Here is a 13,305-nt window from a genome sequence, read left to right as displayed (position 1 = left end):
AACCCGTGAGCAACGAAGCCCCTGCATTCGCCCCCGAAATCGAGTCGGCCATCGCCGCAGTCCGCGCCGACGTCGCCCGTCTGCACGGCGAACTCGTCCGCAACGGTCTCGTGGTGTGGACGGGCGGCAACGTCTCCGGTCGTGTGCCCGGCGCGGATCTGTTCGTGATCAAGCCGTCAGGCGTGAGCTACGACGACCTGACGCCTGCGAACATGATCCTGTGCGACCTCGACGGCGAAGTCGTCCCGGGCAGTGAAGGCAGCGGAAGGGCGCCGTCCAGCGACACCGCCGCCCACGCCTACGTCTACCGGAACATGCCCGAGGTCGGCGGCGTCGTGCACACCCACTCGACCTTCGCCGTCGCGTGGGCAGCACGCGGCGAGGAGATCCCCTGCGTCATCACCGCGATGGCCGACGAGTTCGGCGGACCGATCCCCGTCGGACCATTCGCGATCATCGGCGACGACTCGATCGGACGCGGAGTCGTCGAGACGCTCAGCGGTCATCGCTCGCGCGCCGTGCTGATGCAGAACCACGGGCCGTTCACGATCGGCGTGAACGCCAAGGATGCCGTGAAGGCCGCAGTCATGGTGGAAGACGTCGCCCGCACCGTGCACTACGCGCGGGAGGCCGGCCCGCTCATCCCGATCCCGCAGGATGCCATCGACAGTCTCTACAACCGCTACCAGAACGTGTACGGCCAGAGTGAGGACACCAGACGATGACCGCTCGCGATGACATCGCCGCAGGCCGCACCAGTCTCGGCATCGAACTCGGCTCGACCCGCATCAAGGCGTGTCTGATCGGGCCGAATGCCACCGACGTGCTCGCCACCGGATCATTCGCCTGGGAGAACCGTCTGGAGAGCGGTCTCTGGACCTACGCGCTGGATGAGGTCTGGCAGGGACTGCAGGCAGCGTTCGCCGATCTCCTCGCAGACGCCGAGCGGCGCCACGGCGTGCGTCCCGATACCTTCGGCGCGATCGGCATCTCCTCGATGATGCACGGCTACCTGGCCATCGACGCCGCCGGCGACCTGCTCGTCCCGTTCCGCACCTGGCGGAACACGAACACGGGCGTCGCGGCCGCAGAGCTCACCGGTCTGCTCGGCGTGAACATCCCGCTGCGCTGGTCGATCGCGCACCTGCACCAGGCCGTGATCGATGACGAGCCGCACGTGCCGCAGCTCGATTTCGTCACGACTCTCGCCGGATACGTGCACTGGAGGCTCACGGGACAGAAGGTGCTCGGCGTCGGTGACGCCTCCGGCATGTTCCCGATCGACTCCGCCACGTGCGACTACGACGCGGGGATGCTGGATGCCTATTCCATTCTCACGGCCGACCGCCTTCCCGCACCGCTCGCCGAACTGTTCCCCCGTGTGCTTCCCGCGGGCGCGGCGGCGGGCACGCTCACGGCAGAGGGCGCTGCGCTGCTGGATCCGACCGGCGCCCTGCTCCCCGGCATCCCGCTCTGCCCGCCCGAGGGCGACGCGGGCACCGGAATGATCGCGACGAATTCCGTCGCCCCGCGCACCGGCAACGTCTCGGCGGGGACGAGCATCTTCGCGATGGTCGTGCTGGAGCGCCCTCTCACGACCGTGCACCACGAACTCGATCTCGTGACGACCCCGGCCGGAGACGCGGTCGCCATGGTGCACTGCAACAACGGCGCCAGCGAGCTCGCCGCCTGGGCCGGCCTGTTCACGCGGTTCTCGGCGGCGGCGGGGCAGCCGCTGGACGACGATGCGGTGTTCGACGCGCTGCTGCGCGAAGCGCTCGACGGCGAAGCGGATGCCGGGGGCCTGCTGGCCTACAACCACCTCGCCGGCGAGCCGATCGCCGGACTCGACGAGGGGCGCCCGCTGTTCGTCCGCACTCCCGACAGCGACTTCTCGCTCGCGAACTTCATGCGCGCCCAGGTGTACGGCGTGTTCGGCACGCTCGCACTCGGTATGCAGGTGCTCGAAGCCGAGGGCGTCGGCCTTGACCGCATGTTCGCGCACGGCGGCATGTTCCGCACCGCCGGTGTGGCACAGCGCTTCCTCGCCGGCGCGCTCGGCGCCCCGGTCGCCGTGGGCGAGCTGGCGTCAGAGGGCGGAGCCTGGGGTATCGCCGTACTGGCTTCGTACCTCGCGCACGCGGACTCGGCGGATCTGGGCTCATACCTCGACGGGCAGGTGTTCGCTGCGGCATCCCTCTCCACCGTCGCACCAGAGCCGGCCGACGTCGCCGGCTTCGCCACCTACCTCACCCGCTATCGTGCCGGTCTCGCCATCGAGTCCGCTGCGATCGACTCGCTCTGATCTCCCGCGAAAAGGACCACGCACATGACACTGACCACTTCTCTCGACGCCTACGAAGTCTGGTTCCTCACCGGAAGCCAGCATCTGTACGGCCCCGAGACGCTCGCTCAGGTCGCCGAGCAGTCGCGCTCGATAGCAGAGGTGCTGGACGGCGCGGCAGACGTGCCGGTGAAGATCGTCTGGAAGCCGGTGCTCACCGACTCCGCCGCGATCAAGCGCATCGCGCTCGAAGCCAACGCCGATGACCGCGTCATCGGACTCGTCGCCTGGATGCACACCTTCAGCCCCGCCAAGATGTGGATCGCGGGGCTCGACGCCCTGCAGAAGCCGCTCGCGCATCTGCACACGCAGGCGAACGTCGAACTGCCGTGGGCCGACATCGACTTCGACTTCATGAACCTGAACCAGGCCGCCCACGGCGACCGCGAGTTCGGCTACATCCAGACCCGCCTCGGCGTGCCGCGCAAGACCGTCGTCGGCCACGCGAGCGACCCCCGGGTGCAGCTGGAGATCGGCACCTGGCAGCGCGCGGCCGCCGGGCTCGCGGCATCCCGCAGCCTGAAGCTCGCGCGTTTCGGCGACAACATGCGCTTCGTCGCTGTCACAGAAGGCGACAAGACCGAGGCCGAGTTGCGCTTCGGAGTGCAGGTCAACACGTGGGGCGTGAACGAGCTGGCGGATGCTGTCGCCGCGGCGTCCTCGTCGGACGTCGATGCGCTCGTGGCCGAGTACGAGGAGCTCTACGAGGTCGTCCCGGAGCTCCGTCGCGGGGGAGAGCGCCACCAGTCGCTGCGTGACGGTGCGGCGATCGAGCTCGGGCTGCGGTCGTTCCTCGAAGAGGGCGGCTTCGGAGCCTTCACGACGTCGTTCGAGGATCTCGGGTCGCTCAAGCAACTGCCGGGACTCGCCGTGCAGCGGCTGATGGCCGAGGGATACGGCTTCGGCGCCGAGGGCGACTGGAAGACCGCCGTACTGGTGCGTATCGCGAACGTGATGGGTGCAGGCCTCCCCGGAGGCGCGAGCCTCATGGAGGACTACACCTACGACATGACGCCTGGCGACGAGCTGATCCTCGGTGCACACATGCTCGAGGTTTCGCCGTCGCTGACCACTGCGAAGCCCACGCTCGAGATCCACCCGCTCGGCATCGGCGGCAAGGACGACCCGGTGCGCCTGGTCTTCACCGCCGATTCCGGCCCTGCGATCGTCGTGGCGATGAGTGACATGCGCGACCGCTTCCGCCTCACTGCGAACGTGGTGGAGAACGTCGCCCCGCGGGCGGCTCTGCCGAACCTGCCTGTCGGACGCGCCGTCTGGAAGCCCGCGCCCGACTTCAACACCAGTGCCGCAGCCTGGCTCACGGCCGGCGCAGCGCACCACACGGTCATGTCGACGGCCGTCGGACTGGAGGCGTTCCGCGACTTCGCCGAGATGGCAGGCGTCGAGCTGCTCGTGATCGACGAGGAGACGACGCTGCCCGAGTTCCAGAAGCAGGTGCGCTGGAACCAGGCGTACTACCGTCTCGCGCAGGGACTGTGACCGTGGCGGCCGCGGCCCAGACGCCGCGCTCCGGGCGCCAACTGACGCTCGCCGGGCACGGCTACGAGGCCGTCATCGCGAGCGTGGGAGCCACGCTGCGCACGCTCACCTTCGACGGTCGCGATCTCATCGTGCCCTTCGCCGCCGATGAGGTGCGCCCCGGTTATCGGGGAGCGACGCTCGCGCCGTGGCCCAACCGCGTCGTCGACGGCAAGTACTCGTTCGGTGGTGACGAGCACCAGCTCGCGCTCACGGAGCCCGCCCGCGGGCACGCGCTGCACGGACTGCTCGCGTGGACCGAGTTCGCCGACCGCGTCGTGGAGGATGACCGCGTCGTGCTGGTCGCCGTGATCGAGCCGCAGCTCGGGTATCCGTTCCGCATCGAAGTCGCCGTCGAGTTCCACCTCGATTCCCACGGTCTGAATCAGACGGTCACCGCGCGCAACATCGGGGCGGATGCTGCGCCCTGGGGCACTGGTCCGCATCCGTATCTGGTGGCTGGTGCCGGGCGAGTCGATGACTGGATGCTCACCCTCCAGGCATCCGAGGTTCTCACCGTCACGCCTGACCGGCTGAGCCCGGTCGCGGTGGAAGCCATCGACCAGCATCCGGAATGGGACTTCCGCGAACCGCGCAGGATCGGCGACGTGTTCATCGATCACGCCTTCACCGAGATCTCACGTGCCGAGGGCGTCGCCGAGGTGCGCGTCGTGGCCGCGGACGGCCGCGGCGTCGCTCTGAGCTGGGATGAGCGCTGCCCGTGGGTGCAGGTGCACACGGCCGATCTCCCGGCGGATGCCCCGAACAGCCGGATCGGTCTGGCGGTGGAGCCGATGACATGCCCGCCCGACGCGTTCAATTCCACGGTCGATCTGATCGTGCTCGATCCGGGGGCCGAGACCGCTGCATCCTGGCGGTTCCGCGCGATCTGATCACGCACCATCCATGGGCATCTCTGCCCACGGGTGCCCCTTCGCATTGGCAATACGATGGGATTCGTGACGAATGAGACTCCGGAGAATCCCCAGAACACCCCGACGAACGTGCCGGAGTCGGTGAATGAAGCAGCCGGCCAGCACGGCTTCGACGGTCGGATCTCGTCGGATGCTGTGGCACCGGATGCTGCGCCCGAATCCGCTCCGGCGCCCGACAGCGCAATCGAACCTGAGCCGGTGGTTGCGCCGATCGCGGAGCCCGTGGTCGCTCCCGTCGAGGCCCCGGCTGTCGTGTCGCCGAACGACGCGCCCGCGTACCCGCAGGCTGCGCCAGGGGGACACGAACTTCCGGGAGCGCCCTACCCCGGTGCGGCTCAGACTGCTCCTGCTCAACAACCAGCCCCTGGCTATGCCCCGAATACCCCGATCCACGACCCGAACGCGCCGATCTACGACCCGAACGCCGCGGTGTATCCCGGAACCGCCCCGGCATACGATCCGAACGCGCCCCAGGGATACTCCGCCGGCGGATATCCGTCCGGCGCATACTCCGCAGCGCCGGCCGCTCCGAAGAAGCCGATGTCGAAAGGGCTGCTGTTCGGCCTCATCGGCGGCGCAGCGGCGCTCGTCCTGCTGATCGCCGCCGCGATCATCGTGCCGAATCTTCTGCGTGGGGCTGCCCCGACAGCATCCGACGCGGTGGAGGAGTACCTGACGGCGCTGTCCGAGGGCGACGCCGAGACGGCGCTGACGTTCGTCGAGACGTACGCCGACGACAGCCTGCTCACCGATGAAGTGCTCGCCGCTTCGCTCGAGCTCGCCCCGATCACCGACATCGTCGTGGCGGAATCCGAGGATGCGACCGAGTACGAAGCGACGGTCTCGGCATCCTTCGCTGTCGGAGGCGAGACGATCGAGCGGGAGTTCACGGCGTACAGCTCCTCTGACGACGGATGGGTGATCAGCGACGGTCTGGTCATGGCGACGCTGTCGAACTTCGAGGGACTCGGACTGACGGTGAACGGCGCCGAGCCTGCTGACTCATCGACGTCGCTCTTCCCCGGCGCGTACCGGCTCGCACTGGGTTATGAGGAGTTCGCACTCGATTCCGAGACGGACACCTTCACGTTGACGACGGATGACGACAGCGAGCTGTTCTGGGACATCTACCCGGTGCTCACCGATGACGGCGCCGCCACGTTCCGGTCCCTCGTGCGCACAGCCATCGAGGAGTGTGTGGCGATGAAGACGCTCGCGACGCCGTGCGGCATGGACATCACCGATATCGACCTCAGCGGCTACACGCCGGTCGACGGTTCAGTCACCAGGACGATCACCAGCGACGGGCAGGCGACGCTCGACAGCATGGTGGCGGACGTCGACTACTCCACGCCCACGCTCGTCTCGACGTATGACACCCCTGATGTGGACATGACGCTGCAGGGCACCAAGGACGGCACGACATCAGAGTTCGAGGTCTGGTTTGGCGGGTACATGGACACGCCGTCGGTCGACTTCGCCCAGGAGACCCCGACGGTCACCTGGGACTGATGTCGCCACTGTTTCACCGTCCGAGCCAGCCGCGCAACGCGCGAGTGACCCAGGGGAGCACCCAGTAGGTCATGATCGGGGTGAGCACGATCGTCGTCGCGAGCACCCGTAACCACAGTGGCAGCTCGCCCCACCCGGGAACCGGTGTCATCGCGAGGCTGAAGAGCAGGTTGACGGGGAAGAATCCGAGCCAGATCGTGACGGCCTGCTTCCAACGCGGTGGTGCGGGCGGAGCATCCTCGACGGTGGCGGCATCCGGAATCCGGAGCGATCCCGTCGCCGGTTCATCGAACCAGCCCTCGATCCCGGTGCGCCTGCGCGCATGCTCGCTGCGCACGAAGCCCTCGCCCATCGACAACCACCAGGTGCGTTCCGGCGACTGCTCCCACGCATCGAGAGTCTCGACGCTGGCGAACCGGTAGAGCATGTGCCAGAGCTGCGAGTCCTCGCCGGCGCGCACCCATCCTGAGCCCAGGAATCCTGGGTGCTTGTTCGCGAGATTGACGCCGGTCTGCACCCAGGCGGTCGCCTCGGAGATGCGTGCGGGATCCACCTCGCGGCGGATGGAGACGGTGATCGGAACGCTGGACATGGTGGGCCCCTCGGAGAAAAAGCGTGCTTGTGGCGGATCCGAGTGTATGCGGGCCATGTTTCGGGTTTGCTTCGAGCGGGAAAGGAGGACCCCCGCCGACCCGATTCGGCGGGGGTCTCGGGAGCATCGCTCACCTTTGCGCGGAAAGTCCTGACTACCCGATCCGGTCTGAGTTCCTCCGCGCATCTGCAGTTCTACGTGTCGAATGTGACCGGATGGTGAACGGCCATCGAACGTGCGACGTCGACATCGGTCGCCCTTCTCGCCCGGGCCACGGAATACATGGACGCCCTAGTAAATCCCCGGGTGCCAGAGTAAACTGTTCATCGTGCCAACGAAGGCGCGAAGGGACATCACATAATGACTCGTACCATCCCCCATTTCGTAGGCGGATCGCTTCTCACCTCGAAGGACGGACGCTTCGGCGACGTCTACGACCCGAGCACCGGCAGCGTCCAGGCCCGTGTGCCGCTCGCCTCGGCGGGTGAAGTCCGTCGTGTGATCGATGACGCGGAAGCCGCGCAGCCGGGGTGGGCTGCGACCAACCCGCAGAAGCGGGCGCGTGTGCTTCTGCGCTTCCTCGATCTCGTGCAGAAGAACATGACCGAACTCGCGACGCTGCTCTCCAGCGAGCACGGCAAGACAGTGGAAGACGCCAGGGGCGACATCCAGCGAGGGCTCGAGGTGATCGAATTCTCCGCCGGTGCGCCGCACCTGCTCAAGGGGGAGTACGCCACTGAGGCCGGCTCCGGTATCGACGTCTATTCCATGCGTCAGCCGCTCGGCGTCGTCGCCGCCATCACGCCGTTCAACTTCCCGGCGATGATCCCGCTGTGGAAGGCCGGCCCCGCGATCGCCGCGGGCAACGCCTTCGTGCTCAAGCCCAGCGAGCGAGACCCGTCCGTACCGGTGCGTCTCGCCGAGCTCTTCCTCGAAGCGGGCCTGCCTGCAGGCATCTTCAACGTCGTCCACGGTGACAAGGAGGCCGTCGACACGCTGCTGACGGATCCGCGTATCCAAGCCGTCGGTTTCGTGGGCTCGACGCCGATCGCCGAGTACATCTACACGACTGCGACCGCGCACGGCAAGCGCGCACAGTGCTTCGGCGGGGCGAAGAACCACATGATCGTGATGCCGGATGCCGACCTCGATCTCGTGACGGATGCTCTGATCGGATCCGGGTACGGCTCAGCGGGAGAGCGCTGCATGGCGATCTCGGTCGCCGTGCCGGTGGGCGACGAGACGGCGGACGCGCTCGCCGCGAAGCTCACGGAGCGGGCCAGTCAGCTGCGGATCGGGCCCGCCCTTGCCGAGGACGTCGACTATGGGCCGCTCGTGGCACGGTCGGCCGTCGAGCGCGTGGAGGACTACATCCAGCAGGGCATCGATGCTGGGGCGACGCTGCTCGCCGATGGCCGCGGACTCACCATCCCCGGCCATGAGGAGGGCTTCTACCTCGGGCCGACTCTGTTCGACCACGTCACCCCGGACATGTCGATCTACCGCGAGGAGATCTTCGGTCCAGTGCTCGTGATCGCGCGCGCAGCGGACTACGAGCAGGCACTGGCGATGGCATCCGATCATGAGTTCGGCAACGGTGTCTCGATCTTCACGCGAGATGGCGACGCCGCGCGCGACTTCACGGCGCGAGTCAACGTCGGCATGGTCGGCGTCAACGTGCCGATCCCCGTACCGATCGCATACTTCACCTTCGGCGGTTGGAAGAGGAGCGGGTTCGGCGACCTCAACCAGCACGGAGCCGACGCGTTCCGCTTCTACACGAAGACGAAGACGGTGACGAGCCGCTGGCCAGCGCACGGTGTGCGCGACGGTGCGAGCTTCGTCATCCCGACCATGCACTGAGATCGACTGCATCACTGACCGACCACATCACTGATCTGCCCACAAGGCGAGAGGATCCCCGATGACGATGATCACCACAACCACCGAGGAGCGCGAGGCCATCCTGCACGCGGTGCGCGAGTTCGCCGAAGCCGAACTCGCACCGTTCGCCTCCGAACGCGACGAGAACGATGTATTCCCCCGTGAGGCGCTGGGGCGAGCCGGCGACCTGGGCCTGGGCGGCATCTACGTCGATGAGGAGTTCGGCGGCACCGGACTGTCACGGCTCGACACCGTCGCGATCTTCGAGGAACTCGCGAAAGGCGATCCCGCCGTCGCCGCCTACATCTCCATCCACAACATGGTCGTGTGGATGCTCGACACCTACGGGTCGGACGACCAGCGCGGCCAGTGGCTGCCCGACCTCACCAGCATGACTGGGTTCGGCGCCTACTGTCTGACCGAGCCCGGTGCCGGATCCGACGCTGCTGCCATCGCCACGAGCGCGATCCGTGACGGCGACGATTACGTGCTGACCGGTGTCAAGCAGTTCATCTCCGGTGCGGGTGAAGCCGCGGTGTACGTCGTCATGGCGCGTACCGGCGAGGCGGGAGCCCGCGGCATCTCCGCTTTCCTCGTGCCAGGCGATTCCACGGGCCTCTCCTTCGGCGCGCTGGAGAAGAAGATGGGTTGGCACGCCCAGCCGACGCGGCAGGTGATCCTCGATGAGGTGCGGGTGCCGGCATCCGCTCTGCTCGGTGTCGAGGGGCAGGGCTTCGCGATCGCGATGTCGGCGCTCAACACCGGCCGGCTCAACATCGCGGCATGCTCGATCGGCGGCGCGCGCTGGGCGCTGGACAAGGCACGGCACTACGTGCACGAGCGATTCACGTTCGGTGAGGCGCTCGCCGAGAAGCAGAGCATCGTGTTCGCGATCGCCGATATGGAGACCGACCTGCACGCGGCGCGACTGCTCGTCGAAGACGGCGCCCGCGCGGTCGACGAGCAGGCGGATGATGCGACCGTTCGCTGCGCGATGGCCAAGCGCTTCGCGACGGATGCCGGATTCCGCGTCGCCAACGATGCCCTTCAGCTGCACGGCGGCTACGGGTACCTTCAGGATTACGGGATCGAGAAGGTCGTGCGAGACCTGCGCGTCCACCAGATCCTGGAAGGGACGAACGAGATCATGCGCATGATCGTCGGACGCGACGCCCTGAAGGCGGCATCATGAGAATCGCATTCCTCGGGCTCGGGCACATGGGCCTGCCGATGGCGCGCAACCTGCAGGCGGCCGGCCACGACGTGGCGGGGTTCGACGTGATGCCGGAAGCGCGCGACGCCGCGGCGGCAGGCCGGGTGCCGATTGCTGAGTCGGGAGCGGATGCCGCGACCGATGCGGATGTCGTCATCACGATGTTCCCGGCCGGGAAGCATGTGATCGAAGCGTACGAGGGCGGTCTGCTGGCCGCGGCGCGACCGGGCACGCTGTTCATCGAGTCATCCACTATCGCTGTGGATGATGCACAGACCGCGCACGCGCTGGCGATCGCTGCGGGCCATCGCAACATCGATGCGCCGGTCTCGGGCGGAGTGGTCGGAGCCGAGAACGCGACGCTCGCGTTCATGGTCGGCGCATCCGACGACGATTTCGCTGCGGCGCTGCCGCTGCTCGAGGCGATGGGCAAGCGGATCGTGCACTGCGGCGGACCGGGGCTCGGCCAGGCCGCGAAGGTCTGCAACAACATGATCCTCGCCGTCTCGCAGATAGTCGTGGGCGAGGCCTTCGTGCTCGGCGAGCGCCTCGGCCTCTCGCATGACGCGCTGTACGACGTGGCCGCGAACGCTTCCGGTCAATGCTGGGCGCTGACGACGAACTGCCCTGTTCCGGGGCCGGTTCCCACGAGCCCGGCGAACCGCGACTACCAGCCCGGGTTCGCCGGCGCCCTGATGGCGAAGGATCTCGGACTCGCTCTGCAGGCGATCGAGCAGACGTCGACGGATGCTCGAATGGGGCGCCTCGCACAGGAGATCTACGCGGCGTTCGCTGCCGGCTCCGGCGGCGGTCGGGACTTCTCCGGCATCATCACGGACATCCGCGACGGACAGGTGTGATGATCGTCGGAGAGGTTTCGCTGAGAGGGAGCAGATGACGGAGTACGAGACGATCCTGGTCGAGCAGCGCGGACGCGTGGGGTGGATCACCCTGAACCGACCACAGGCGCTGAACGCGTTGAACTCGCAGCTCGCGCAGGAGGTCACGGCAGCAGCCGTCGCTTTCGACGCCGATGACGGCATCGGTGCGATCGTCGTCACGGGTTCGGAGAAGGCCTTCGCCGCCGGCGCCGACATCAAGGAGATGGAATCGATGTCGGCCGCGGAGATGCGCGCGACCGACCACTTCGGCGCGTGGAGCGACTTCGTCGCCGTGCGCACCCCTGTGATCGCGGCGGTCAGCGGCTTCGCGCTCGGTGGTGGTTGTGAGCTGGCGATGATGAGCGACATCATCCTCGCCGCCGACTCCGCGAAGTTCGGTCAGCCCGAGATCAACCTGGGCGTGATTCCGGGTATGGGCGGCACGCAGCGGCTGATCCGCGCGGTCGGCTACTACAAGGCTGCCGAGCTCATTCTCTCCGGACGCATGATGGGCGCCGAGGAGGCTGAGCGCGCAGGGCTCGTGTCACGGGTGGTGCCGGCATCCGATCTGCTCGCCGAGGCGACGACGCTCGCCGAGACGATCGCCTCCAAGGGGCTGCCGAGCCTCTATGCCGCGAAGGCTGCGCTGGATGCCGCGATGGAGACGTCGCTCGCTGACGGCCTCGCCCACGAGAAGGACGCGTTCGCCGCGCTGTTCGACACGGCCGACCAGAAGGAGGGCATGGCCGCCTTCCGTGAGAAGAGGGCGCCGAACTTCACGAACCGCTAGGCGGGGTCGGGCACAACCGCACGATCAGGGAACACCTGCACGACGAAACCCGGCTTCCGCTCGTGCAGTCGTGCCCCGGTCGTGCACGTGTACCCGGACTCACTCACCCAGCGAGTCGATGATCTTCTCCAGGCGGCGCGCACGTGTCTCCTCGGCCTTCGCCTCGGCGATCTGACGCGCGATCTCCTTCCGCTTTGATGGCGGCAGGTTCTCGAAGGCCGCGCGGACGGCGGGGTCGGCATCCAGCGCTTCGGCCAGTGCCGGCGGGATCTCGATGACGCGCTCCTCGGTGTCCGGACTGATCGTCACCTCGATCTCCTCGCCGATCTCGACGCCTGCCTCCGCACGGGACGCCTTGCTGAATCCGATGGCGTTCTCGCCGCCCATGCGGGAGAGCCGAAGCCGGATGCTGCGATCGCCGAAGTCCACCACCACGGGAAACGCCTTGCCCGCGCCCAGGGTCGCGACCTGCTCGTCGGTGAGGAGAATCGCGGGCGCAGGCCCACGGCCTTCCAGCACGGTCTTGATCTGCAACTCGGTCATGGCGCCCAGGCTACAGCGGCGGAACTCATCTTTCGAGGGCCGTCGCCAGCACAGCGCCCCGCTCGTCGATCAAGCGACGCATGTACTCGCGCATGAACAGGCGATCGACGAGCGCGCCGATCGGTCCGAACGGTGAGCGGAACGTGATGGTGTCGCGCATGAGCGTGCCCTGAGGGTGCACCTCGAAGACGTGCTCGTGGTGGAAGGCGCCGAACGGCCCTTTCGCCTGCCGATCGCAGAAACGTCGCGGCGGGTCGATGTCGAACACGACCGAGCTGAGGTGGAACGGCACGCCGAAGTGCCGCGCGCGCCACGTCACGGTGGAGCCTTCGGTGAACACTCCACCGTCAGGACCCTTCACCATCGTCTCGTCGTAGCGCGCCATCGACTCGACGTGCAGCGCGGGGTCGAGCGCCGCGGCGAAGACCTCGGTGGGTGTGGCGCGGATGACGCGCTCGAGAGTGAACCGGGCCACTAGAGGTGCGTCATCAGAGCGGGTCCGGCTGTGGGCGCGGATCCGTGAAGTCCCCGGCATTCTTGCGAAGACGGGCCACGATCGCGACGAGGTCTGCCGCATCCGTCGAGTTCACACCAGGGCGGCTGAACACCTCGCCGTTGAGAGCGGTGGTCGCTCGTTCGACGAGCGCGCGACCGTCGTCGGTGAGCACGAGCATGGCAGCGCGTCGGTCGTGCGGATGCGGTTCGCGCAGGATGAGGCCGTCGCGCACCAAGCGGTCCGCGGTACTCGTCACCGTCGTGGCGTGCACCTGCAGGCGAGCCACCACGCTGGACAGGGGAAGACGGCCTGCACGACTGAACGCGAGAAGGCGCAGCACCTCGAATCGTGCGAAGCTCAGGCCGAAGGGCTTCAATGATGCATCCACTCGGGCGAGCAAGAGCTGCTGTGCGCGCATCACCGAAGTCACAACAGTCATGCCGTCCGCGGCATCCGACCACCCGTGCGCCAGCCACTGCCGCTTCGCTTCGGCGAGCGGATCGGTGGGAAGGGGACGGGGAAGAGCCACGGTTCAACCGTATCGGCAGAACCAGGTGTGGACGGCGAAGTAGGAGG

Annotated in this window: 13 protein-coding genes; 9 read left to right on the top strand and 4 right to left on the bottom strand. The window is 67.5% G+C overall.

Going from position 1 to position 13,305, the window contains the following annotated elements; translation table 11 throughout:
• Positions 1-5: 5 nt before the first annotated feature.
• The 5 genes from HDC95_RS06845 (at position 6) to HDC95_RS06825 (ending at position 6,330) form a co-directional block, all read left to right on the top strand.
• Entirely contained in the window at positions 6-725 is a 720-nt protein-coding gene (locus HDC95_RS06845) for an L-ribulose-5-phosphate 4-epimerase (protein ID WP_259062555.1), read from the top strand.
• Positions 722-2,305, top strand: coding sequence for a xylulokinase (locus HDC95_RS06840; RefSeq protein WP_259062554.1), 1,584 nt, complete (start codon positions 722-724; stop codon positions 2,303-2,305). The genes HDC95_RS06845 and HDC95_RS06840 overlap by 4 nt, the downstream gene beginning before the upstream one ends.
• Positions 2,306-2,329: 24 nt before the next feature.
• Complete coding sequence (gene araA, locus HDC95_RS06835; protein WP_259062553.1) at positions 2,330-3,844, top strand: L-arabinose isomerase; 1,515 nt, start codon at positions 2,330-2,332, stop codon at positions 3,842-3,844.
• Positions 3,845-3,846: 2 nt separating this feature from the next.
• Complete coding sequence (locus HDC95_RS06830) at positions 3,847-4,776, top strand: aldose 1-epimerase family protein (protein WP_259062841.1); 930 nt, start codon at positions 3,847-3,849, stop codon at positions 4,774-4,776.
• 66 nt (positions 4,777-4,842) lie between these two features.
• Complete coding sequence (locus HDC95_RS06825) at positions 4,843-6,330, top strand: hypothetical protein (RefSeq protein WP_259062552.1); 1,488 nt, start codon at positions 4,843-4,845, stop codon at positions 6,328-6,330.
• A 13-nt stretch (positions 6,331-6,343) separates the two neighbouring features.
• Here the strand turns inward: HDC95_RS06825 and HDC95_RS06820 are convergent, their stop codons facing one another.
• Positions 6,344-6,922, bottom strand: a complete 579-nt coding sequence (locus HDC95_RS06820; RefSeq protein WP_259062551.1) for an antibiotic biosynthesis monooxygenase — start codon at positions 6,920-6,922, stop codon at positions 6,344-6,346.
• A gap of 360 nt (positions 6,923-7,282) precedes the next feature.
• Between HDC95_RS06820 and HDC95_RS06815 the strand changes: the two genes are divergently transcribed.
• The 4 genes from HDC95_RS06815 (at position 7,283) to HDC95_RS06800 (ending at position 11,690) form a co-directional block, all read left to right on the top strand.
• The gene (locus tag HDC95_RS06815) at positions 7,283-8,785 is read left to right on the top strand and encodes a CoA-acylating methylmalonate-semialdehyde dehydrogenase (RefSeq protein ID WP_259062550.1); all 1,503 of its coding nucleotides are present in this window, start codon (positions 7,283-7,285) and stop codon (positions 8,783-8,785) included.
• A 67-nt stretch (positions 8,786-8,852) separates the two neighbouring features.
• Positions 8,853-9,998 (top strand): acyl-CoA dehydrogenase family protein, encoded by a 1,146-nt coding sequence (locus tag HDC95_RS06810; RefSeq protein WP_396652681.1) that lies wholly within the window; start codon positions 8,853-8,855, stop codon positions 9,996-9,998.
• Positions 9,995-10,879 (top strand): 3-hydroxyisobutyrate dehydrogenase, encoded by an 885-nt coding sequence (gene mmsB / locus HDC95_RS06805; protein WP_259062547.1) that lies wholly within the window; start codon positions 9,995-9,997, stop codon positions 10,877-10,879. The genes HDC95_RS06810 and mmsB overlap by 4 nt, the downstream gene beginning before the upstream one ends.
• Positions 10,880-10,913: 34 nt before the next feature.
• Complete coding sequence (locus HDC95_RS06800; protein WP_259062546.1) at positions 10,914-11,690, top strand: enoyl-CoA hydratase-related protein; 777 nt, start codon at positions 10,914-10,916, stop codon at positions 11,688-11,690.
• A gap of 99 nt (positions 11,691-11,789) precedes the next feature.
• On the opposite strand, the gene HDC95_RS06795 is transcribed toward HDC95_RS06800, so the two are convergent.
• From HDC95_RS06795 to HDC95_RS06785, 3 genes are read right to left on the bottom strand one after another with little or no spacing between them, the layout of a single operon-like run.
• Entirely contained in the window at positions 11,790-12,233 is a 444-nt protein-coding gene (locus HDC95_RS06795) for a YdeI/OmpD-associated family protein (protein ID WP_259062545.1), read from the bottom strand.
• 25 nt (positions 12,234-12,258) lie between these two features.
• Positions 12,259-12,708 (bottom strand): SRPBCC family protein, encoded by a 450-nt coding sequence (locus tag HDC95_RS06790; protein ID WP_259062544.1) that lies wholly within the window; start codon positions 12,706-12,708, stop codon positions 12,259-12,261.
• Between the two features lie 13 nt (positions 12,709-12,721).
• Entirely contained in the window at positions 12,722-13,258 is a 537-nt protein-coding gene (locus HDC95_RS06785; protein ID WP_259062543.1) for a MarR family winged helix-turn-helix transcriptional regulator, read from the bottom strand.
• Positions 13,259-13,305: the final 47 nt, after the last annotated feature.

It is taken from the genome of Microbacterium sp. AK031, assembly GCF_024807145.1.
Classification (GTDB): Bacteria; Actinomycetota; Actinomycetes; order Actinomycetales; family Microbacteriaceae; genus Microbacterium.
This window is presented reverse-complemented; position numbering and strand designations above follow the sequence as displayed.